General features: G+C 53.6%; 22 protein-coding genes. 6 read left to right on the top strand and 16 right to left on the bottom strand.

The features are described 5' to 3' along the window. Positions 1-28: 28 nt before the first annotated feature. The 5 genes from gntU to P2W74_RS01275 form a co-directional block, all read right to left on the bottom strand. Positions 29-1,369 carry a gluconate transporter gene (gene gntU / locus P2W74_RS01295; RefSeq protein WP_192614253.1) on the bottom strand — a complete coding sequence of 447 codons (1,341 nt, stop codon included), beginning with the start codon at positions 1,367-1,369 and terminating at the stop codon, positions 29-31. Then, positions 1,369-1,899 carry a gluconokinase gene (gene gntK / locus P2W74_RS01290; RefSeq protein WP_276293610.1) on the bottom strand — a complete coding sequence of 177 codons (531 nt, stop codon included), beginning with the start codon at positions 1,897-1,899 and terminating at the stop codon, positions 1,369-1,371. Before gntK ends, gntU begins: the two co-directional genes overlap by 1 nt. Before the next feature lie 139 nt (positions 1,900-2,038). Then, on the bottom strand, positions 2,039-3,034 hold the full coding sequence (gene gntR / locus P2W74_RS01285) for a gluconate operon transcriptional repressor GntR (protein ID WP_276293609.1): 996 nt from the start codon (positions 3,032-3,034) through the stop codon (positions 2,039-2,041). 135 nt (positions 3,035-3,169) lie between these two features. Beyond that, entirely contained in the window at positions 3,170-3,871 is a 702-nt protein-coding gene (gene yhhW / locus P2W74_RS01280; RefSeq protein WP_276293608.1) for a quercetin 2,3-dioxygenase, read from the bottom strand. Positions 3,872-3,994: 123 nt separating this feature from the next. Beyond that, complete coding sequence (locus P2W74_RS01275; RefSeq protein WP_276293607.1) at positions 3,995-5,032, bottom strand: oxidoreductase; 1,038 nt, start codon at positions 5,030-5,032, stop codon at positions 3,995-3,997. Positions 5,033-5,539: 507 nt separating this feature from the next. Between P2W74_RS01275 and yhhY the strand changes: the two genes are divergently transcribed. Together yhhY and P2W74_RS01265 are read left to right on the top strand one after the other, a co-directional pair. Beyond that, a complete protein-coding gene (yhhY, locus tag P2W74_RS01270) occupies positions 5,540-6,028 on the top strand; it encodes an N-acetyltransferase (protein ID WP_276293606.1) in 489 nt (162 codons plus the stop codon). Between the two features lie 50 nt (positions 6,029-6,078). Further along, on the top strand, positions 6,079-6,963 hold the full coding sequence (locus P2W74_RS01265) for a hypothetical protein (protein ID WP_276293605.1): 885 nt from the start codon (positions 6,079-6,081) through the stop codon (positions 6,961-6,963). A 48-nt stretch (positions 6,964-7,011) separates the two neighbouring features. On the opposite strand, the gene ggt is transcribed toward P2W74_RS01265, so the two are convergent. Further along, positions 7,012-8,757 carry a gamma-glutamyltransferase gene (ggt, locus tag P2W74_RS01260; RefSeq protein ID WP_276293604.1) on the bottom strand — a complete coding sequence of 582 codons (1,746 nt, stop codon included), beginning with the start codon at positions 8,755-8,757 and terminating at the stop codon, positions 7,012-7,014. 121 nt (positions 8,758-8,878) lie between these two features. On the opposite strand from ggt, the gene P2W74_RS01255 reads away from it, so the two are divergent. Next, complete coding sequence (locus tag P2W74_RS01255) at positions 8,879-9,259, top strand: DUF2756 family protein (protein ID WP_276295279.1); 381 nt, start codon at positions 8,879-8,881, stop codon at positions 9,257-9,259. Here P2W74_RS01255 and ugpQ read toward each other — a convergent pair. The 10 genes from ugpQ to livK form a co-directional block, all read right to left on the bottom strand. Further along, a complete protein-coding gene (gene ugpQ, locus P2W74_RS01250; RefSeq protein ID WP_276293603.1) occupies positions 9,240-9,989 on the bottom strand; it encodes a glycerophosphodiester phosphodiesterase in 750 nt (249 codons plus the stop codon). The genes P2W74_RS01255 and ugpQ overlap by 20 nt on opposite strands. After that, positions 9,986-11,056: a sn-glycerol-3-phosphate import ATP-binding protein UgpC gene (locus P2W74_RS01245; protein WP_276293602.1), complete on the bottom strand. Its 1,071-nt coding sequence runs from the start codon at positions 11,054-11,056 to the stop codon at positions 9,986-9,988. The genes ugpQ and P2W74_RS01245 overlap by 4 nt, the downstream gene beginning before the upstream one ends. Position 11,057: 1 nt before the next feature. After that, the gene (gene ugpE / locus P2W74_RS01240; protein WP_162380668.1) at positions 11,058-11,903 is read right to left on the bottom strand and encodes a sn-glycerol-3-phosphate ABC transporter permease UgpE; all 846 of its coding nucleotides are present in this window, start codon (positions 11,901-11,903) and stop codon (positions 11,058-11,060) included. Continuing rightward, the gene (ugpA, locus tag P2W74_RS01235) at positions 11,900-12,787 is read right to left on the bottom strand and encodes a sn-glycerol-3-phosphate ABC transporter permease UgpA (protein WP_203359696.1); all 888 of its coding nucleotides are present in this window, start codon (positions 12,785-12,787) and stop codon (positions 11,900-11,902) included. Before ugpA ends, ugpE begins: the two co-directional genes overlap by 4 nt. Before the next feature lie 102 nt (positions 12,788-12,889). After that, positions 12,890-14,206 carry a sn-glycerol-3-phosphate ABC transporter substrate-binding protein UgpB gene (gene ugpB, locus P2W74_RS01230; RefSeq protein ID WP_276293601.1) on the bottom strand — a complete coding sequence of 439 codons (1,317 nt, stop codon included), beginning with the start codon at positions 14,204-14,206 and terminating at the stop codon, positions 12,890-12,892. Between the two features lie 248 nt (positions 14,207-14,454). Then, positions 14,455-15,168, bottom strand: coding sequence for a high-affinity branched-chain amino acid ABC transporter ATP-binding protein LivF (gene livF, locus P2W74_RS01225; RefSeq protein ID WP_192614237.1), 714 nt, complete (start codon positions 15,166-15,168; stop codon positions 14,455-14,457). A 1-nt stretch (position 15,169) separates the two neighbouring features. After that, positions 15,170-15,937 carry a high-affinity branched-chain amino acid ABC transporter ATP-binding protein LivG gene (livG, locus tag P2W74_RS01220; RefSeq protein WP_276293600.1) on the bottom strand — a complete coding sequence of 256 codons (768 nt, stop codon included), beginning with the start codon at positions 15,935-15,937 and terminating at the stop codon, positions 15,170-15,172. After that, positions 15,934-17,211, bottom strand: a complete 1,278-nt coding sequence (livM, locus tag P2W74_RS01215; RefSeq protein ID WP_276293599.1) for a branched chain amino acid ABC transporter permease LivM — start codon at positions 17,209-17,211, stop codon at positions 15,934-15,936. The genes livG and livM overlap by 4 nt, the downstream gene beginning before the upstream one ends. Next, on the bottom strand, positions 17,208-18,134 hold the full coding sequence (livH, locus tag P2W74_RS01210; protein ID WP_192614234.1) for a high-affinity branched-chain amino acid ABC transporter permease LivH: 927 nt from the start codon (positions 18,132-18,134) through the stop codon (positions 17,208-17,210). Before livH ends, livM begins: the two co-directional genes overlap by 4 nt. A gap of 47 nt (positions 18,135-18,181) precedes the next feature. Then, a complete protein-coding gene (gene livK, locus P2W74_RS01205) occupies positions 18,182-19,291 on the bottom strand; it encodes a high-affinity branched-chain amino acid ABC transporter substrate-binding protein LivK (protein WP_192614233.1) in 1,110 nt (369 codons plus the stop codon). A 422-nt stretch (positions 19,292-19,713) separates the two neighbouring features. Here livK and panM point away from each other — a divergent pair, with 422 nt between their 5' ends. The 3 genes from panM (at position 19,714) to P2W74_RS01190 (ending at position 21,445) form a co-directional block, all read left to right on the top strand. Beyond that, positions 19,714-20,097: an aspartate 1-decarboxylase autocleavage activator PanM gene (gene panM / locus P2W74_RS01200; RefSeq protein WP_276295278.1), complete on the top strand. Its 384-nt coding sequence runs from the start codon at positions 19,714-19,716 to the stop codon at positions 20,095-20,097. A 215-nt stretch (positions 20,098-20,312) separates the two neighbouring features. Then, positions 20,313-21,023 (top strand): hypothetical protein, encoded by a 711-nt coding sequence (locus P2W74_RS01195; RefSeq protein WP_276293598.1) that lies wholly within the window; start codon positions 20,313-20,315, stop codon positions 21,021-21,023. A 5-nt stretch (positions 21,024-21,028) separates the two neighbouring features. Next, a complete protein-coding gene (locus tag P2W74_RS01190) occupies positions 21,029-21,445 on the top strand; it encodes a WapI family immunity protein (protein WP_276293597.1) in 417 nt (138 codons plus the stop codon). The last annotated feature ends 38 nt before the right edge of the window (positions 21,446-21,483 follow it).

Here is a 21,483-nt window from a genome sequence, read left to right as displayed (position 1 = left end):
TAAGCGCACGCGCCACCGGGCATCGGACTCAGCTCAAAAGCTGGAACGCAATCATACCGACAATCGCGCCAACGGTGCCGAGGATGGTTTCCATCATCGTCCAGGTCTTCAACGTTTGTGCTTCGGTCGCGCCGGTAAACTTACCGAACAACCAAAAACCGGCGTCGTTAACGTGACTGACCACGATTGAACCACCCGCGATGCAGATGGACAGTGCCGCCATCTGCGCGCCGGAGAAGTTCAGTTGTTCAATCACCGGCATCACCAGACCGACCGCCGTTAAGCACGCGACCGTCGCAGAACCCTGAATGATACGGACCGCCGCCGCCAGCACGAAGCAGGTAATGGCAATCGGTAAGCCCATACCGGTCAACGCTTCGCCCAAAGCAGGGCCCACGCCGGAATCGACCAGTACCTGTTTGAACACGCCACCGGCCCCGATCACCAGCAGAATAATCCCCGCCGGTTGCAGCGCATGGCCGCAAATTTCCATCACTTTGTCTTTCGGCATGCCCTGACGCATTGCCAGGCCATAAATCGCCACCAGACACGCCACCAGAATCGCGGTGAACGGATGACCAATAAATTCAAACCATTGGTAAGCGTCAGACCCGACCGGCACAAAGCGTGCCGCGATAGTTTTAAACCCAACCAGCACCAGCGGCAGCAGGATCAGCGACAGGCTAAAGCCGAAGGACGGCATTTTGCCCTCGCCCAGATGCGGTTCGGTAATATCGTCAGGAATATTCAGCTCGACATAACGGCTGATGAAATTGCCCCACAGCGGCCCGGCGATAATCATGCCGGGGATTGCCGCGCACAGGCCAATCAGGATCATCCAGCCAAAATCGGCGTGCATTTGGGAGGCCAGCAGCATCGGCGCAGGCCCCGGCAACAGAAATGCGGCGGCGGCAGCCACACCCGCAAACAGCGGGATCACCAGCTTCACGAGGTTGGTGCCGGTGTGACGCGCCATAGAGAACGCGACGCTAATCAGCAGGACGATCGCCACCTCAAAGAATAGCGGCAGCGCGCAAATCAGACCCGCCAGACCAATCGCATAGTGCGCCCGGCTGTGGCCGAAAGATTTGAGCATTTTGACGGCGATCTGATCGACTGCCCCCGTCTCATGCAAAATCTTGCCGAACATGGCTCCCAGCGCGACCACAATCGCCAGGAATCCCAGGGTTCCCCCCATTCCCTTTTCCATCGTCGCTGCGATTTTGTCGAGCGGCATTCCGGAAAAGAGACCTGCACCAATAGACACCACCATCAAAGCAACGAAGGCGTGCATACGCGCCTTCATCACTAAAAACAACAGCAGTAAAACAGACCCTACTGCTGTTAAAACAAGCGTTAATGTACTCACTACTTACTGCCTTTGTTAATAACCTCAACGGTGCTGGCGACAACACCTTCCAGTGGCTGATCGATATTCACCACCAGGACATCGCTCTCGTCAGCGCCCGGTTCTTCCAGTGTTTCAAACTGGGTCACCAACATCTGCGTTTTAAAGAAGTGGCCTTTACGCGCCTTCAGGCGGTTTTCGATCACGTCAAAGTCCCCTTTCAGATAGATGAAAGAGAGGTTCGGGTTACCGTCGCGCAGCAGGTCACGGTAGTGTTTTTTCAAGGCGGAACAGACGATCAGCGAAACCTTGTTGGTGCGCTGCATCGCGAACGCGGCATCATTCAGCGCCTGTAACCACGGTTTGCGGTCGTCGTCATTCAGCGGCTCGCCGGACGCCATTTTCGTGATGTTGCAGCGCGGATGGAGAAAATCGCCATCAAGAAACGCGGCATTCAGTTGATGCGCCACTTCGCTGGCGACAGCGGATTTGCCGCTGCCTGATACGCCCATCAGAACGTAAACGTGGTGATCATGGTTAGTCGTGCTCAAAGTGGGCCCCCACAGTACAAGGTTCAGAGAATTGTTACGGGTAACTGTTATCGGTAACATTGTCCGGCCGGACAAATAGAGAAGCAATATCCATTCGTGCCAGAAGTGAATAAGTGTGAGCTACTTCAAACTTGTTGGGTTAAATAGATCCGCCCGGTGACAAGGTGAAACCTAAATCTAACATTTTAGGTGTCACTGTTTCGCCACGAATGCGCGCCAGCAGGCGTTCTGCACCAATGCTGCCCATTCGCTCACGTGGCGTGAGTACGCTGGCCAGACGGGGTTCCATCACCTGTCCGATATCATGTCCGTGGAAACCGGCGATCGCTATATCATCAGGAATTTTGAGGCCTAAACGCTGGCACTCAAACGCCGCACCGACAGCCAGGTCATCGTTGGTACAGAACACGCCATCCAGCTGCGGATATTCGCGTCTTGCCTGACGAATCAGCTCAATACCGGCAGAGTAAGAGGAAGACTGTTCCACCATCACGCTGTAAGGCACCAGACCGGCATCCAGCATCGCCTGTTCGTAGCCCTTCTGCTTGATGATAGTACGTTCGTCGAGACGCGCCCCCAGATAGGCGATATGGCGATGGCCGCGCGCGATAATCGCGGCAGTCATCTGACGAGCGGCTTCATAGTTGTCAAAACCCACTGCAATGTCCAGACACGGAGACTGGCTGTCCATCAGTTCAACAACCGGAATACCCGCGACCTCAATCATCTTCAGGGTGCGCGCCGTGTGGGTACGTTCAGTGAGGATCAGGCCATCGATGTTCCACGACAGCATCGATTCCAGACGTTCCTGTTCCATTTCTGGCTTATAGCCATAGTGCGCCAGCATCGTCTGATAACCGTGGGCGTCGGTGACGGCCTCAATGCCGCGTAATACTTCGGCAAAAACCTGGTTGGTGAGAGAGGGTAACAGCACGCCGATCGCACGACTGGTGGCGTTAGAAAGGATATCAGGAGCACGATTGGGAATATAACCCAGTTCATCAAGTGCAGCTGCAATCTTGCCGCGCAGCGCAACAGAGACCTGCTCTGGATTACGCAAAAAACGGCTGACCGTCATTTTGGTCACGCCCACGCGGTCGGCTACATCCTGAAGTACGGGTCTTTTCTTTTTCATCGTCCTGAAAGGTACAAAAAGGGGATCATTCCCCCGAGTTTATCACGGACTTGCAAAATTAATGACAAACGATGAAGGCCGGATGGCAACGCTCGCGCGTCTTATCCGGCCCAGGGAAAGTGATGACGTGTATTTTTATACTGGCGGTAGATCAAACAACAACACTTCGCTGTCGCTGTCGCTGTCGGCATGAATAGAGATCGCCTGCTCATCCCAGATTGCCAGACCGTCACTGGTCGACGCCTGAGTGCCATTAATGGTGACATTGCCTTTCACCACCTGGATCCAGACGCGGCGCTCAGCGGAGATCTGATGCACTGACTGCTCATCTTTCAGCAACGCCCAGCGATACAGCTCCATATCCTGATACACCTTCAGCGAACCGTCACGCGCATCCGGCGACAGCACCAGTTGCTTGCCCTGTACGGCATCAAAACGACGCTGTTCGTAACGGGGCGTAATCCCGTTTTCCTGCGGCATGATCCAGATCTGATACAGATGCAGCTTCTCAGTGTCGCTCGGGTTGTATTCAGAGTGGCGGATCCCCGTCCCGGCGCTCATTATCTGAAATTCACCCGCCGGAACCTGCTCTTTATTGCCCATACTGTCCTGATGCTCAACCGCGCCTTCCAGAACATACGTCAGGATTTCCATGTCTTTATGGGGGTGGGTGCCAAAGCCCTGACCGGCTTCAATCACGTCATCGTTGATGACACGCAGCGCCGAGAATCCCATAAAGTTCGCGTCGTAATAGTTGGCAAACGAGAAGGTATGCCAGGAATCCAGCCAACCATGATTGGCGTGGCCACGGTCGTTTGCTTTACGTAAGTAGATCATTGTATTCACCCCCGGATGTTTTCGATGGACTCAGTGTGGACTCAATCCTTCTGCGATCATAGAGGGTGAAAATTGACTCCTCTGTTCAAAAATTATGAACAAATACAGAGGAGCCGATTTTACTTATCTGGCGAGGGTAATCGTCGCCGGGGAAGCCTGTTCGAAGGCGCGCTCCAGGATTTCCAGGTTGGTGAGAACTTCAGATTCCTTGACGTAGTTCGGTTTGCCGGTGGTTAACGTCTCATACAACGCATCATAGACGCGTCCGTAGTCACCGAACTCAGGTGTCATCTCTTCTTTGACGGTGACGCCGTCCTCGTTCATATACTCCAGTTGACCAACCGAATCGTCAGCCGCAAATCCGGGGTCGCCGGGCATGATATTGGCCTTCAGGCTGGTTTCCTGCTGGTCGATACCATATTTCACAAACGAGCCTTTCGTCCCGTGGACGATAAACTTCGGATACTCGATTTTCACCAGATGACTGGTTTTAACGATGGCTTTGAGGTTGCCGTAAAAGAGCTGCGCTTCAAAGGTGTCATCCGGGTTAGCGCAGTTGCGCACGCTACGGATGTCGTAGGCCACATGATTTGGTCGGCCAAACAGCGAGATGATTTGGTCCAGGGTATGCACGCCAAGACCGTAAAAGGCGCCATCCTGCGGTAAACCGGGTTTGGTTTCCGCCACCGGGCGGTAATAGTCAAAGTGACTTTCGACTTCCACGATGTCGCCCAGCTTGCCGCTTTCGATCGCTTTTTTAGCGGTCAGGAAACAAGAATCAAAGCGACGATTCTGGTACGGCGTAACGGTCAGCCCTTTGCTTTTCGCCAGTTCAAACAGCACTTTCGCTTGCGCCAGCGTCGGGGTAAACGGTTTTTCAACCAGTACGTTTTTCCCGGCTTCCAGCGCGCGCCTGGCGTAATCGAAGTGGCTGTCAGCGTGGGTACATACGACCACCAATGTCACCTGCGGATCGTTGAACACGTCATTGAGGTCGCTGGTGAAATGGATGTGGGAGTACTGCGGATGCTGCTCCTCCGGCTTCGCGCTGCGACGATAGATATGCGCAACGTGCCAGCTGTCTTTACGATGGAGGACATACGGTAAGTGGTAGCGAGTGGTACTTTTACCGAACCCGATGAATGCGCAGTGTAAGGTCATGAAAGCGTCCTTTTGAAGGTGATTGCATACACCATAGCGCAAAGCGGAGAGAGACAAAACACAGATGCCCACACACCACTTTCACAAATGCCCGCGCCTCGGGCGTCAGTGGCGCAGGCAGATTATTCACGGCCTGCGCGCAGCAACCGGAGCGTACATAGAGTACGTGAGGATTATTCGCTTCGCTCCCCCCTTCGGGGCCGCACTAAAGTGCGTTCAAAACGCAATGCGTTTTGTGCGAGCACAGCCCGGGATTAATCTGGCAAGCAAACTAGCCCGAAACACACTCAAAAAAAAAGCCAGCGCAAGGCTGGCTAAAATAATACTGGAAGCAATGTGAGCAATGTCGTGCTTTCAGGTTCTCCGCATGGGTTTCCCTGAACGCACGGCAATAATAATCATTATCATTCGCACTTGTCCAATACTTTTTGCAAAAAAAAGACGGTTGACTCAAATTTCAAAGTCAATGATGTTTAAAAGGACATTTACCCCACAGAGGACGAAGGAATGAGTGACATTGTGATACGCCATGCAGAACCGAGAGATTACGACGCCATCCGTCAAATCCACGCCCAGCCAGAGGTGTATCACAACACGCTACAGGTTCCTCATCCTTCCATGGAGATGTGGCAGGAGCGGCTTGCTGATCGCCCCGGCATCAAACAACTGGTTGCCTGCATTGATGATATTGTCGTGGGGCATCTCACCATTGAAGTTGCCCAGCGCCCACGCCGTAGCCATGTCGCCGATTTTGGCATTTGCGTCGGCGCACAGTGGCACAACCGTGGCGTCGCCAGTGCGTTGATCCGCACCATGATCGACATGTGCGACAACTGGCTGCGGGTGGATCGCATCGAGTTAACGGTGTTTGTTGATAACGCCCCGGCGATCGCGGTGTACAAAAAGCAGGGTTTTGAGATTGAAGGCACCGGGAAGAAATACGGTCTGCGCAATGGTGAGTATGTGGATGCGTATTTTATGGCGCGGGTGAAGTAATTTTTTGGGCGAGTCATATCGCCCTATTTTATTTATTGAAAGGATGCATCGTGAAAAAATATTTTTCGCTGGTTCTGCTGGCAATGATTTCCCCCGGTTACGCCACGACCGTACAAAATCTGGATTCCGTACCCAGCGCCATTCAACATCCGGAAGGCAAGCAGATTTTCGCCGAACAAATGATGGGTGCAACACCCGCCAACGGGTTTGGCGAACTGCCACAAGGATTAGATGAGAACCCGTGGATTGCCTGGGTTGCACCAAATGAAGACCCTAAGAATCTGATCCTGACTGGCGCCAAACCCTGGGGTAAAGACGGGAAATATATTGGTGTCGCCTGTTTTGCCGATAATCCGGCGGATGCCGAACAAGCAAAGAAATACGCAAACAAAGAATGCCCGGAAAATAATAACAGCGGACGCGTCAATAAATTATATCTCGGTGTTTTTTCCTGGCAGAACCAACAATTGCAGCCGATCGCACGTTCGGAAAAACCGCTGGATCAACTTTCAGCATGGAATAAAAACGCCGAAAAAGAGAGCGATGACGAGTCAATCAGGCCCCTGGCGTATTATACAAAACTGGATCTGGCGCCCTACCGGATAGCACCGGATACCCTGGCGTTCGGGGTTCGAGGCGGGTACTCAAATGCGTATTCCGGCGGTGGCGCATTTTATGAAGTCCTGGAACTCTACATGATTAAAGACAATAAGATAATCAACGTGTTTTCCGACCTTGTTTATCAATATGAGGACATCGCCGGAGACTGGAATCAAGACGGCACGCGACAGCACGACATCAGCGAAAGTAAATACATCCTGAAACTGCGCTCAGCAAAGACCAAAGGGTTTTATGATTTAGAGCGCGTTAACCTGCAGGATAAAAGCAGTCACATATTTCGTTGGTCCGAATCACTGCAACAGTATGTCCCATAACCCACTGATAAGGCCTACAACGATTTAAAACGATGTAGGCCTTTCACCTTAGTATCCTGCCGTTAAATCATCGACTGAACGTGGGTCTGACGCACCATACAGCGCGCCGTCCGGTCCCACCATAATGCTCTGGGTGCTACCCATCGCCTCTTTCAGCGCGACTTTCTGCCCCTTTTGTTCCAGCAGTTTGAGGGTATCCGGGCTGAACCCTTTCTCCACGCGCAACTCATCCGGTAACCACTGATGATGGAAACGCGGCGCATTGGTTGCTTCAGCGACGTTCATTCCAAAATCAACACTGTTCACCACCATTTGCAGCACAGTCGTGATAATTCGACTACCGCCAGGGCTGCCTGTCACCAGCCAGGTTTTGCCCTCTTTCACCACGATAGTTGGCGACATGGACGACAGCGGGCGTTTCTTCGGCCCCACCGCATTGGCATCGCCGCCCACCAGACCGTAGACGTTTGGCACACCCGGTTTGGCAGAAAAGTCATCCATCTGGTTATTGAGCAAAATCCCGCTGTTTCCGGCCACAATCCCGGTGCCAAACGTGGTGTTCAGGGTGTAAGTCACCGCCACGGCGTTACCGTCTTTATCCACTACTGAGAAGTGGGTGGTCTGATTACTTTCGTACGGTGCAAGTTTACCCGGTTTTATTTCGCTGGACGGTTTGGCTTTGTTGATATCTATCTGGTCAGCAATGGATTTTGCATATTCTTTATTCGTCAACGCCTGCCACGGCACCTTCACAAAATCCGGATCGCCGAGATATTCCGAGCGATCGGCATAGGCATGTTTCTCAGCTTCCGCCATCACTTGCATGGCGTCCGCGCTGCCGAATCCGTATTTCTTCATATCGAAGTTTTCAAGGATATTAAGGATCTGCACGATATGAATCCCGCCGGAGGACGGTGGCGGCATGGAGAAGACCTGATAGCCACGATAGTCGCCACTAATAGGTGTGCGTTCCATCGCTTTATAGGCCGCCAGATCGTCTTTGGTCATCAACCCGCCGTTCTTCTGCATCTCTTGTGCAATCTGGTCTGCTATCGCCCCTTTATAGAAGGCATCCGGGCCGTTTTCCGCAATCAGTTCCAGGCTTTTGGCCAGATCCTTCTGTACCAGTCTGTCACCCTTTTTCAGCGGCTCGCCGTCTTTCCAGAAAATCGCTTTACTGTTCTCATGGTTGGGGATCACTTCGCTGCCGTAGGTTTTCAGATCGTCGGCCAGCGCATCGTTAACGATAAACCCTTCTTCCGCCAGTTTCATCGCCGGGCGCACCACTTTGTTAAGCGGCATCGTGCCGTATTTCTCCAGCGCCAGCGAGAAGCCCGCGACAGTCCCCGGCGTACCGGAAGCCAGGTGCGAGGTCAGCGATTTTTTACTGTCGGGATTGCCCTGATCGTCGAGGAACATGTCGCGGGTAGCACCGGCGGGCGCCATTTCACGAAAATCGATCGCCGTGGTATTACCGTCTTTGGTGCGCAGCAGCATAAACCCGCCGCCGCCTAAATTTCCTGCCTGGGGATGGGTGACCGCCAGCGCGTAACCCACCGCCACTGCGGCATCCACGGCGTTACCGCCCTGCTTAAGAATATCGACCCCCACCTGGGTGGCCATCGCATCCACTGAGGCCACCATCCCCTGCGTCGCCCGCACAGGATGGAACACATCCTCTTCAACGCCGTATGACACCGGAGATGGCGCTGGCGGCGCAGCAACAACACTAAAGCAGCTTCCTGACAGCAGAGCAGCAAGCGCTACCCGGCGAAAAAACGTCGGTTTCATCATTATGATTCTCCAGAAGTTCCGGGGTCAGCCCCCCACTAATCCTGGTGCATAACTCTGAAATAACCATCGTTACGGTAAGAAAGGAGTAAACTTAAGAGATCCCCCCAGAGGAGGAAAGATGATGAAACGGTTCTTTATTTTAACGGCGCTGCTGCCGTTTGCTGTTTTTGCACAGCCCATCAACACCATGAATAACCCGAACCAGCAAGGTTATCAGATACCCAGTCAGCAACGCATGCAGACGCAAATGCAGTCGCAGCAAATCCAGCAGAAAGGGATGCTCAACCAACAATTGAAAACACAAACTCAAGTTCAGCAGCAGCATCTGCAAACGCAGATGAACAATAACACCCAGCGAGTCCAGCAAGGTCAGGTACGCGAACAACCATTACCGAATACCAACGGCGGTATGCTGAACGGCGGAACAGTTCAGGACAGCGGTCAGCAGCATATGCTGCCGCAGCGTCAGAATGGCGATATGCTTAATAATTCGCAGCGGTAAAGTCTGGACCAATAACGTCGATCGCATCGGTGCAGATGCAGTTCACCCCCCAGCGCAGCAATTGTGCAGCGCGCTGGGGTTTGTTGACGGTGTAGACCAGAATCTTCAGCCCCGCCTCGCGCAGGCTTTCGACCCGCGCTTCATTCAACAGATGATGATTAAGATGAATGGAGACGCACTCCAGTCGCGTGGTCAGCTCACGCCAGTCATCACGCCACTCATCCAGCAACAGCCCACGCGGTAATTCCGGCGCAGCCTGCTGTGCGGCTTCCAGCGCATCAATTTCAAACGAAGAGAGTAGCGGTGGCGTCATATCCGCCCACAGCGCGCGCGCTGCCAGCGCCACCACTTTTCCCGTCAACGGCCCGGTGCCGGTGGTGGGTTTAATTTCGATATTGGCCATCATGTCGTATTTCCGACAGCGCTCCGCCACCTGCGCAAGCAACGGCAGCGGTTCGCCTTTGAACTCGCCGCTGAACCAGCCGCCTGCGTCCACGCGCAAGAGGTCCTGCCACGCCAGCTCCCCCGCCACGCCCCAGCCGTTGCTGGTGCGCTCGAGATTGTCATCATGCAGCAGGAAGATTTCGCCGTCTTTCGACAATTTAACGTCAAATTCGATCATGGTGTGCCCATAACGCGCCCCCACGTCAATGGCCGCCAGGGTGTTTTCCGGAGCCAGTTTGCCGCCGCCGCGATGGGCTGCAACGTGGGGGTAAGGCCAGTTACTCATAGTCGTTGTCCTGTTTCACCATCAAAAAGATGCAAATGATTGTCCGGCAGATGGAGCCACAGCGTGTTGCCTGCGGTTGGGCGCTCCTGATGCGCGAGGCGCACCACCAGCTTCTGCTCGCCCCAGCGCCCGTGCGCGAGATTATCCGCGCCCAGCATCTCCAGCGTCTCCACCACCAGCGGCACGCCGCCTTCAGCCTGCGAGCTTAGCGCAATATGCTCCGGGCGGATACCGAGGGTCATTTTACGCCCGGCATGTTGGCGATGCGCGCCGTTAAGCGGCAGTGCGAGGCCGCCTTCCAGTTCAAAGTGAGTCCCTTCACCGTTGAGTCGCCCCGCCAGCAGATTCATCGCCGGGCTGCCGATAAAGCTCGCCACAAACAGACTGGCGGGTTTTTCGTAGACTTCCACCGGCGTACCGATCTGTTCGGCAACACCGTTGTTCATCACCATCACCCGCTGGGCGAGGGTCATCGCTTCCACCTGATCATGGGTGACGTACAGCGAGGTGGTTTTCAGGCGGCGGTGCAGTTGTTGCAGTTCTAGACGCATCTGCACGCGCAGTTTGGCATCGAGGTTAGAGAGCGGCTCATCGAACAGGAACACCGCCGGGTCGCGCACGATAGCACGCCCCATCGCCACGCGCTGGCGCTGACCGCCAGAAAGCTCGCGCGGGCGACGCTTGAGCAAACCGTCCAGTTCCAGAATTCGCGCGGCCTCTTTAACGCGTTCAGCAATCTGAACTTTGTCCATTCCGCGGATCTTCAGCCCCCACGCCATGTTCTCCTCCACGCTCATGTGTGGATAGAGTGCGTAGTTCTGGAACACCATCGCAATGCCGCGATCTTTCGGCTCCAGTTCGGTCACACACTGGCCGTCGATCCAGATCTCCCCGCTGGTCGCCCGCTCCAGCCCGGCGACCATCCGCAGCAGCGTCGATTTTCCACAGCCGGAGGGACCCACCATCACGATAAATTCACCGTCTGCCACTTCCAGCGTCAGCGGTTTAATGACCTGGGTTTTGCCATCCCAGCTTTTGGTTACTGCCTGTAATGTTAATCCCGCCATCTTATTTCTCACTGTCCACTAAACCGCGTACGAAGGCACGCTGCATCACTAAAACAACCACCACCGGTGGGATAAGCGTTAACAACATCGCCGCCATCACATGGTTCCACTGGGTCGTGCCTTCGCCGGTGGCGATCATCCCCTTAATGCCCGCAACGGCAGTGCCAAGATCAACATCGGTGATAATCAGCAGCGGCCACAGATACTGGTTCCAGCCATAGATAAAGGTGATCACGAACAGCGCCGCGAGGTTGGTTTTCGACAACGGGAAGACAATGTCGCGAAAGAAGCGCATCGGCGAAGCGCCGTCGATGCGCGCCGCTTCCACCAGCTCATCCGGCAGCGTCATAAAGAACTGGCGGAACAGGAACGTGGCGGTGGCCGACGCCATCAGCGGCAGCGTCAGACCGGCGTAGCTGTCGAGCATTTTCAGGTTGGCGATCACTTCTACCGTCGGGAAAATACGGACTTCAACCGGCAGCATCAGGGTGATAAAGATCATCCAGAAGAACAGGTTACGCAGCGGAAAACGGAACCAGACGATAGCGAACGCCGAGAGCATCGAGACCGTGATTTTGCCTACCGTGATGCTGAACGCCATCACAAAGCTGTTGAGCATCATCCGCCAGAAAGGCGCGCTGTTCACGCCGACGCCGTTGATCCAGATGGTGTGCATATTTTCCAGCAGATGCGTGCCGGGGATCAGCGTCATCGGCGCGGCAAACACCGCCTGGTCATCCAGCGTCGCCGCCACAAACGCGACGTACAGCGGGAAGAGAATCACCGCGATCCCCAAAATCAACATGGTATGGCTGAATATTGTCAGCCACGGACGGTTCTCAATCATTGGTAGCGCACCTTACTTTCGACATAGCGGAACTGCACCACCGTCAGCACAATGACAAGGAACATCAGTACCACCGACTGCGCGGCGGAAGCTGAGAGATCCAGCCCGGTAAAACCTTCACGGTAGATCTTATAGATAAGCGTCGTCGTCGCCTGTACTGGCCCCCCGGCGGTAGCCGCATCGATCACCGGGAAGGTGTCGAAGAAGGCGTACACCAGATTGACCACCAGCAGAAAGAAACTCACCGGCGCAATCAGCGGCAGGGCGAGCTTAAAGAAGCGGCGAATCGGGCCTGCGCCATCAATGGCCGCCGCTTCGATAAGCGATCGAGGAATGGATTGCAGCGCGGCATAGAAGAAAAGGAAGTTGTAACTAATCTGCTTCCAGACAGAAGCGAACACCACGAGGAACATCGCCTGACCGCTGTATTGCGCGTGGTTCCAGTCATAGCCAAACTCAGCGAGAAAATGGGTGATCAGCCCGCGACCGGGGTTAAACAGGAAGATCCACAGCACGGCGGCCACCGCTGGCGCAACGGCGTAGGGCAGCAACATCAAGGTTTGATAGATACGGCTACCGCGCACGATATACTCCACCAGCGCAGCGAAGAACAGCGAGACCAGCAGGCCGCTGACGGTGACCAGGGTGCTAAATTTTATCGTCGTCCAGAAAGAGTCGAGATAGTAGCTGTCATGAAACAGCGCGACGAAGTTCTCCAGCCCAACGAACCGGCTGGAGAAACCAAACGGATCGACGCTTTGCAGGGAATACCACAGCGCTTCACCCGCAGGCCAGATAAAGAAAATAAGGGTGATAACCAACTGCGGAGCGACCAGCAAGTAGGGTAACCACCGCGAGCGGAACACCGGACGGGATGAGGACATAAGGGGTTGATTCCTGAACAACGCCGGATGACGCTACGCTTATCCGGCCTACAGGTTCGTGTAGGCCGGGTAAGGCGAAGCCGCCACCCGGCATTTCACTCATTAGGATTTCGTTGACTGTTCAAAACGACGCAACAGCTGATTTCCGCGCTCAACGGCGGAGTCCAGCGCCTGCTGAGGGGTCTTCTTGCCGGTCCACACGCTTTCCAGCTCTTCATCCACAATGGTGCGGATCTGCGGCATATTGCCCAGACGCAACCCTTTGGTGTACGGCAACGGCGGTTTGTTCAGCATCTGACGCGTCGCGATATCTGAGCCGGGGTTCTTATCGTAGTATCCCTGTTCGCGGGTCAGGTCATACGCTGCGGTGGTGATCGGCAGATAGCCGGTCTTCTGGTGCCACTCAGCCGCATTTTCCGGCTGCGCCAGGAAGTTGAGGAATTTCGCCACACCAGCGTAAGTCTCTTTGTCTTTACCCTGCATCACCCACAGGCTCGCCCCGCCAATGATGGCGTTTTGCGGCGCACCTTTCACGTCGCCATCGTATGGCATCATGCCGACACCGTAATTGAATTTGGCATATTGACGAATGTTGGCAAGCGATCCGGAGGAGGCCGTTGTAATCGCGCAATCCCCGTTGTAGAACTTCTCGGTAGACTCATCTTTGCGGCCCACGTAGCTGAAATCGCCCTTCTTGTTCATCTCCTGCAGCAGCGCAATATGTTTCACCTGCTCCGGCTTGTTGAACTCCAGCACCGCGTCCGCGCCGTCAAAGCCATTGTTTTTGGTCGCAAAGGGCAGGCCGTTCCAGGCGCTGAAGTTTTCCAGTTGGATCCAGCCCTGCCAGCCACTGGCGTAACCGCACTTCATGCCAGCCGCTTTCAGCTTCTCGGTATAGGCCGCCAGATCCTGCCAGGTTTTCGGCGGCTGCTCCGGATCTAAGCCCGCTTTTTTGAAGGCATCTTTGTTGTAGTAGAGCACCGGAGTCGAACTGTTGAACGGCTGTGAAAGGAGGTGCCCACTTTTACCATCGGTGTAGTAACCGGAAACCGTCGGCACAAACTGCGATTCATCAAAGCTGATGCCCGCATCTTTAAACACTTCATAGACCGGTTTAATCGCCTTCGACGCCATCATGGTGGCGGTGCCGACTTCATAAACCTGCAAAATCGCCGGGGCGTTACCGGTACGGAATGCCGCAATACCTGCACTGAGGTTTTGCTCGTAGTTGCCCTTGTAGACGGGCACCACTTTGTAATCCGGGTTGGCAGCATTGAAACGTTGCGCCAGAGAATCAACTTCTTTACCTAACTCCCCTTCCATTGAGTGCCAGAATGGAATAGAGGTCACTGCCAGTGCCTGGCCAGCCAATGCCAGGCTGAGCGCCAGTCCTAAGGCTGTATGTCGTAACGGTTTCATTGATTATCTCTCTTGTTGTTTCGAATGCGCGATTTCACGCGTTTTATGTTCGCGGAAGTAACATGCCATGCTCGAATTACAAAAAAATAACGTTTTGATTACAAAAAAAAGATAGTAAGGCGTCAGTGGGATGGCAAGACGATGAAGGCACGGTGACAGGAAAATGGGAGCTGAGGCACGTATAAGCCAAATAAAAAGCCGGGTGGTGGCATCACCTTACCCGGCCTGGGATTCAGGACATCGCGATACTACCCGCCCAGATAGGCGCTTCTTACCGCTTCATTCGCCAGCAGCGCGTCGCCGGTATCAGAGAGCACCACATGACCGTTTTCGAGCACATAGCCGCGATCGGCAAGCTTCAGCGCCTGGTTGGCATTCTGCTCAACGAGGAAGATGGTCATCCCCTGCTCGCGCAGTTGTTCGATGGTGTCGAAAATCTGCTGAATGATGATCGGCGCAAGGCCCAGCGAGGGTTCGTCCAGCAGCAGCAGGCGCGGGTTGCTCATCAGCGCACGACCAATCGCCAGCATCTGCTGTTCACCGCCGGACATGGTGCCCGCACGCTGAATGCGGCGCTCATGCAAACGAGGGAACAGTTCGTACACCCACTTGATGCGCTGCTGGAACTGGTCGCGTTCGGCAAAGAAGCCGCCCATCGCCAGGTTCTCTTCTACGGTCATGCGTGAGAAGACGCGACGCCCTTCCGGGACAATAGCCACCGCTTCACGCATGATTTTCGCCGTCTGCCAGTCGGTAATATCTTTGCCGTCAAACACAACGCGGCCGCTGGTCGCACGCGGATCGCCGCACAGCGTCCCCAGCAAGGTGGTTTTCCCTGCACCGTTCGCGCCAATCAGGGTGACGATTTCACCCTGATTAATGTGCAGGCTCACCTCGTGCAACGCCTGAATTTTGCCGTAGTGGGCGCTGACTTTGTCAAAAGACAACATGACTTTTTCCATCTTATGCCTCACCAAGGTATGCGCGGATCACGTCCGGGTTGTTACGAATTTGCTCCGGCGTCCCGTGCGCCAGCGGCGTTCCCTGATTCACCACATAAATGCGATCAGAGATGCCCATCACCAGCTTCATATCATGTTCAATCAGCAAAATCGTGGTGTTGTGATGGTTACGCAGTTCGGCAATCAGCTCATCCAGCTCTTTGGTCTCTTTCGGGTTCAGACCCGCTGCCGGTTCGTCAAGCATCAGGATCTCCGGTTGCGTTACCATGCAGCGGGCGATCTCCAGACGGCGCTGATCGCCATACGCCAGGTTACTGGCCTGACGGTTCGCGTGCTCCAGCAAACCAATACGCTCCAGCCAGCTCGCCGCGCGGTCCAGCGCTTCGCTCTGGGTGCGGCGGAAGGATGGCGTTTTGAACAACCCCGAAAAGACGCCGGTTTTCAGCTGTTGATGTTGTGCTACCAGCAGGTTTTCAATCACCGTCATTTCACGGAACAGACGCACATGCTGGAAGGTACGCACCACGCCCATACGGGCAATTTGCTGGCCCGGCAGCCCTTCCAGATGCTGGTCACGTAACGTGATGGTGCCGCCCGTGGGTTTATAAAAACCAGTCAGACAGTTAAAAACCGTGGTTTTGCCCGCACCGTTCGGACCAATCAGGGAGACAATTTCCTGCGGGTGCAGCTCCAGGTTGACGTTATTCACCGCCAGCAAACCGCCGAAGCGCATCATCAGGCCGTTAACAGATAATAATGGCTGACTCATGCCTGCTCTCCTTTCGGTTGCCCGTTTTTCAGTTTCAACTGTGGACGGGTCATCGGCAGCAAGCCCTGCGGACGCCAGATCATCATCAGTACCATCAAGCCACCCAGCATCAACATGCTGTATTCGTTGAAGTCACGCATCAGCTCGCGCGAAACCACCAGCAGGATAGCCGCCAGAATCACCGCAAACTGCGACCCCATACCGCCCAGAACCACAATCGCCAGCACAAACGCCGATTCGGCAAACGTGAACGACTCCGGACTGACAAAGCCCTGGCGCGCGGCGAACAGCGTTCCGGCAAAACCGGCAAACGCGGCGCTGATGGTAAAGGCCGTCAGCTTGATGCGCGTCGGGTTTAAGCCCAGTGAACGGCAGGCGATTTCATCTTCACGCAGCGCTTCCCATGCGCGGCCCAGCGGCATACGCAGCAGACGGTTAATCACGAACAGTGAGAACACCACCAGCAACAGCGCCACCAGATAAAGCCAAATCACGCGGTCGGACGGGTCATACTTCATGCCGAAGAAGTTACTGAAGGTGTCCCAACCGCCTTCACGGGCGGTGCGACTGAACTCCAGACCAAAAAAGGTCGGTTTCGGGATCTGGCTGATGCCGTTCGGGCCGCCGGTCACCTCGGTGTTGTTGAGCAGCAGAATACGGACGATTTCACCAAAGCCCAGGGTGACAATCGCCAGATAGTCGCCGCGCAGACGCAGCACAGGGAAACCGAGCATGAAGCCCGCCGCCGCAGAAACCAGCCCCGCCAGCGGCAAACAGGTCCAGAAGCCGAGGCCGTAATAGTGGTTCAGCAGCGCGAAGGTGTAAGCGCCAATAGCGTAAAAACCGCCATAACCCAGCACCAGCAGGCCAGAAAGCCCTACCACCACGTTCAGCCCGAGACCGAGGATGATGTAAATCATGGTCAGGGTGGCGATATCCACCGTCCCGCGCGACACCATAAACGGCCACGCCACGGCGATAACCAGCAATGCCACGAGGAACAGCTTCTGTTTGGCGGTTGAACCGTCAATTGCCGGCAGAATAAATTTCGGCCCGGAAACGCTCTTCAGCCCCTTCTGTAAGGTCGGGCGCAGCATCTGGAAGATAAAGACCACCGCCGTGCCGATAAACACCCACTGCCAGCGGATGTCGCCCGCAGTGTCGACCACCAGTTTAGTGCCATCCAGCTCTAACTGGACGCCCATAAAAACGCTCGCCAGCACGAAGAACATCGCGGCAGAGAGCAGCGCCATCGCAAAATGCATCGGTTTCATACTTTCTCTACCTCCGGACGACCCAGAATACCGGTCGGCATCACCAACAGCACCAGAATCAGCAGGGCAAACGACACCACATCTTTGTATTCTGTACTCAGGTAGGCAGAGGAGAGCGCCTCGGCAACGCCGAGGATCAGGCCGCCGATCATGGCACCTGGAATGCTGCCGATACCGCCCAGTACCGCCGCGGTGAAGGCTTTCATCCCGGCCATAAAGCCGATGTACGGGTTGATGACGCCGTAAAATTGTCCGAGCAGCACACCCGCCACCGCCGCCATTGCCGCGCCGATCACAAAGGTCAGCGCAATCACACGGTCGGTATTGATCCCCAGCAGACTCGCCATTTTCAGGTCTTCTGCACAGGCGCGACAAGCGCGGCCCATACGGGAATAACGGATGAACAGCGTCAACGCCAGCATCGCCACGAAGGTGACAATCCAGATAACCAGCTGCATGGTGGTGATGCTGGCAGAGAAGTTCTCGCTGGACCCGACAACCCACTGGCCGTTGAACAGGCTTGGCAGCGCTACGTCGCGCGACCCTTCGGTCAGGCTGACGTAGTTTTGCAGGAAGATGGACATCCCGATGGCGGAGATCAGCGCAATCAGGCGCTTGGAGCTGCGTACGGGCCGGTAGGCTACCCGCTCGATACTCCAGCCATAGGCGCTGGCAATCACAATCGCGCCAACAAACCCGGCGGCCACCAGCAGCCAGCCGGTATCAATGCCCATCATCATTAGCGCGGCAATGATCATAAAAGAGACATAGCTGCCGATCATATACACCTCGCCGTGGGCGAAGTTGATCATGCCGATAATGCCGTACACCATCGTGTAACCGATGGCGATCAGCGCGTAGGTGCTTCCCAGCGTGACGCCGTTAAACATCTGCTGCAGAAAATAGAGAAACTGCTCGGACATAAGACTACCTTTCTCATTCCGCCCGGTAACACCGGGCGGTGGGATGATTATTTGGCTACCGAGGAAGAACCGTCGGCGTGCCACTGGAAGACACCAAATTCAAATCCCTTTAGATCGCCTTTTTCATCCCATTTCAGCGGCCCAATCACGGTATCAGCCCCGTGTGCTTTCAGATCTTTCACCAAATCCAGCGGCGCTTTGCTGCCGCTACGTTCCAGGGCCGTCGCCAGCGACTGCACCGCAGCGTAGGTGATCCACACGTACGGACCGCTCGGATCTTTTTTCTCTGCTTTCAACTCATCCACGATGGCTTTGTTTGCCGGATCCTGGTCATAGCGTTTCGGCATCGTCACCAGCATGCCTTCGCCCGCCTCGCCCGCGATGTTCGACAATGACGCATTACCCACGCCTTCCGGTCCCATAAACTGCGTTTTCAGGCTGACAGCACGCGCCTGGCGCAGCATCTGGCCCATTTCCGGGTAGTAGCCGCCGTAATAGACGAAGTCGATGTTGTCTTTTTGCAGACGCGCGATCAGCGCAGAGAAATCTTTCTCTCCGGCCGTGATCCCATCAAAGAAGACGATATTGGCGTTGCCTGCTTTCAGGCCGTCCTGCACCGAACGCGCCAGCCCTTCGCCGTATTGCTGCTTATCGTGAATGATGGCAATACGCTGCGGCTTCACGGTTTCAAGAATGTATTTGGCGGCGGTCGGTCCCTGAGAAGAGTCCAGGCCCGCCGTACGCATGATGTGTTCATAGCCACGCTGCGTCAGCTCCGGGTTCGTCGCCCCCGGGGTGATCATCAGAATGCCTTCTTCTTCATAGATGTCAGATGCAGGCTGGGTGGAAGAAGAACACAGGTGGCCAATAACATACTGAATGCCGTCGTTGACGATCTTGTTCGCCACCGCCACGGCCTGTTTTGGATCGCAGGCATCGTCATACTCAACGCCAACCAGCTTGTCGCCTTTGATGCCGCCTTTGGCGTTGATGTCTTTAATGGCCTGACGCGCACCATTAAATTCCATGTCTCCCCATTGCGCCACCGGGCCGGACATCGCCCCCACGACCGCCACTTTAATATCCTCAGCCATTGCTGCATGCGATATCGCTAATGCAATGACCCCTGCGATGACCGTTTTCGCATTCCGTTTCATTCTGAGAACCCCATTTGTGATGTGATTTATAGTTTGTATTTATATGGTCAAAAAGCAGTCTGTGCTTTTTTTGAACTTCGCTACTTTTATCAATCCCATTAATGGTTTAGCGATGCCTTTTAAGCAAATACAGATTAAAATCTCTATTTTTCAGTCGATTAAGAAAAGATAATATTCTGCTTTTCACTATAGATAAACAAAAAAAAGCGCCGTTGTCAGCATAAAATAACGATACAAAGGGCGGAATAAAACACTGCCTTTCAGGGAATTATTCTGCCTAATTTTCATTCTCTAATGTTTCAAACTGTACTTTTCGCTGTCAAAACATTAATCACCTAACAAATGATAGAAAAAAGAGAAAGCCTCCGGGGAAATTATTTCGGTAAACTGTCCCCATCTTTTGAGATTTGGACATGCTGTTGATGAAGCTGACCATCATTCGTTTAGAAAACTTCAGCGCCCAGGATCGCATCGATCTGGGCAAAATTTGGCCGGAATATTCAGCCTCCTCCTTAACACTTGATGAAACGCACCGGATCTACGCCGCGCGCTTTAACGAGCGTCTACTGGGAGCCGTTCGGGTCACGCTCGGTACAACGCAAGGCGCGCTGGATTCATTGCGTATACGCGAAGTCACACGACGCCGTGGCGTGGGGCAATATTTAGTCGAAGAAGTGCTGCGCGATAACCCGAACGTCGTCTCCTGGTGGATGGCGGATGTCGGCGTTGAGGACCGGGTTGTGATGGCGGCGTTTATGCAGGCGTTGGGGTTTGTGGAGCGGGAAAGTGGGTGGGAGCGGCGTTAGCTTCAATGCGATTACTTTAATCTCTAAGGCTAGTCCCCCTGAATCTTATCGCCGATGGGGGAGTTTCCACCCAGTCGTACTTTTCTGGTAAGTCCTGCTCACATCCCTGCTGCGAAATATTCAGGTAATACCGATATAAAGCACGTATTCATCTTTTATTTTTCAAATGAAAAAATTATTGTTAGCTGAATTTAATAAATCGGCAGAATTCATTCATGAGTGATATAAACTACGAGTATTTAAATGATGTGCATTATGGAATTCATTATAATTTCACTTCCCCACTAGAAGACGACGTTTTCTTTTCTCTCATCCCTGAAAGAAACATCCCAGAATCCTACTCTCCCATTATTGATGAAGAAAATGGATTGTGTATAGGTTATCTCAATAATGGCATGTCAGACCTTTATGATGTTTATGATTACAATGGTCAGTATGTTATGAGGATGGAACTGCCATTAGAACATCCATGGCTAGATCCTTTGGATTTTATATTTGCTGGAGCTTTAATTTACAAAGCATTTCGATTTGGCTCGTTCTCATTTAAGGTATTAACCCAACGTGGGTTATTTGTCGAGTTTGAATCCTTACTCGGTGACGGCATCATGAATATCCTTCGAGGAAGGATCAAAGTGGGCTTGTCTCCTGAAGCATTAAAATTCACACCAAAAGCAGCGGAACACATGAAAGAACCTGCCAGATACGTTCCCGTTTATATTCAAGAAAAAGCGCTCCGCTATGGAAGAAGAATGCCTGATCTACTTCGAAAATCGAACCTCAAAACGGCTCGCTATGAAATAGGCATTCGTCGCTCAAGGTACAATAAACATTTAGGAAGCTACGAGAACAAAGATTATACTCTTGAAGTTATTGTCAATGAGAGAACCTGGACCATAACGCATTTTGCATACAAACCATTGAGGTAATTAATATGTTGCAGATTATTCATAATGAAGTCACTTTAGCGATAACGCCTTACGAGAAAATAACTAACACGCCCGAAAAAGGATTTTATCATGAATGTTTAAATATGTATGTCGAGTTCAAATCTAAAGGAATAAGTCTGGACGCCATATGGGATTGCTATGTCGGTGAGCTTGAGGAATTTCATGCACAATTAATAGAATTGCGAGACAATATGGTTGAAAAAGAAATCACCTTCAGCCCAATGGAAGGAATGATTACACTAACTGTGGGTAAAAATATGCAGTCCAATGAAAGTTATTATTTAAAATTCAAACTATCAACAGAAGTGCGCTCTGATATTTTTGTTGAGGGCATTATCGGAATGGATCAAACCTATATCCATGAAATTATTCATGGGGTTCGTCAGTTGATCAATTTCTGACTCCCCTAATCAGCGTCTAGATATCGAACAATTCTTTC

It is taken from the genome of Citrobacter enshiensis (genome assembly GCF_029338175.1).
Lineage (GTDB): Bacteria > Pseudomonadota > Gammaproteobacteria > Enterobacterales > Enterobacteriaceae > Citrobacter_D > Citrobacter_D enshiensis.
This window is presented reverse-complemented; position numbering and strand designations above follow the sequence as displayed.

What these genes read in the sequence shown, in the direction of transcription:
- gntR (WP_276293609.1), bottom strand. Translation starts at nt 3,034, where the DNA reads ATGAAAAAGAAAAGACCCGTACTTCAGGATGTAGCCGACCGCGTGGGC.
- yhhW (WP_276293608.1), bottom strand. Translation starts at nt 3,871, where the DNA reads ATGATCTACTTACGTAAAGCAAACGACCGTGGCCACGCCAATCATGGT.
- P2W74_RS01275 (WP_276293607.1), bottom strand. Translation starts at nt 5,032, where the DNA reads ATGACCTTACACTGCGCATTCATCGGGTTCGGTAAAAGTACCACTCGC.
- yhhY (WP_276293606.1), top strand. Translation starts at nt 5,540, where the DNA reads ATGAGTGACATTGTGATACGCCATGCAGAACCGAGAGATTACGACGCC.
- ggt (WP_276293604.1), bottom strand. Translation starts at nt 8,757, where the DNA reads ATGATGAAACCGACGTTTTTTCGCCGGGTAGCGCTTGCTGCTCTGCTG.
- P2W74_RS01255 (WP_276295279.1), top strand. Translation starts at nt 8,879, where the DNA reads ATGAAACGGTTCTTTATTTTAACGGCGCTGCTGCCGTTTGCTGTTTTT.
- ugpQ (WP_276293603.1), bottom strand. Translation starts at nt 9,989, where the DNA reads ATGAGTAACTGGCCTTACCCCCACGTTGCAGCCCATCGCGGCGGCGGC.
- P2W74_RS01245 (WP_276293602.1), bottom strand. Translation starts at nt 11,056, where the DNA reads ATGGCGGGATTAACATTACAGGCAGTAACCAAAAGCTGGGATGGCAAA.
- ugpE (WP_162380668.1), bottom strand. Translation starts at nt 11,903, where the DNA reads ATGATTGAGAACCGTCCGTGGCTGACAATATTCAGCCATACCATGTTG.
- ugpA (WP_203359696.1), bottom strand. Translation starts at nt 12,787, where the DNA reads ATGTCCTCATCCCGTCCGGTGTTCCGCTCGCGGTGGTTACCCTACTTG.
- ugpB (WP_276293601.1), bottom strand. Translation starts at nt 14,206, where the DNA reads ATGAAACCGTTACGACATACAGCCTTAGGACTGGCGCTCAGCCTGGCA.
- livF (WP_192614237.1), bottom strand. Translation starts at nt 15,168, where the DNA reads ATGGAAAAAGTCATGTTGTCTTTTGACAAAGTCAGCGCCCACTACGGC.
- livG (WP_276293600.1), bottom strand. Translation starts at nt 15,937, where the DNA reads ATGAGTCAGCCATTATTATCTGTTAACGGCCTGATGATGCGCTTCGGC.
- livM (WP_276293599.1), bottom strand. Translation starts at nt 17,211, where the DNA reads ATGAAACCGATGCATTTTGCGATGGCGCTGCTCTCTGCCGCGATGTTC.
- livH (WP_192614234.1), bottom strand. Translation starts at nt 18,134, where the DNA reads ATGTCCGAGCAGTTTCTCTATTTTCTGCAGCAGATGTTTAACGGCGTC.
- livK (WP_192614233.1), bottom strand. Translation starts at nt 19,291, where the DNA reads ATGAAACGGAATGCGAAAACGGTCATCGCAGGGGTCATTGCATTAGCG.
- panM (WP_276295278.1), top strand. Translation starts at nt 19,714, where the DNA reads ATGAAGCTGACCATCATTCGTTTAGAAAACTTCAGCGCCCAGGATCGC.
- P2W74_RS01195 (WP_276293598.1), top strand. Translation starts at nt 20,313, where the DNA reads ATGAGTGATATAAACTACGAGTATTTAAATGATGTGCATTATGGAATT.
- P2W74_RS01190 (WP_276293597.1), top strand. Translation starts at nt 21,029, where the DNA reads ATGTTGCAGATTATTCATAATGAAGTCACTTTAGCGATAACGCCTTAC.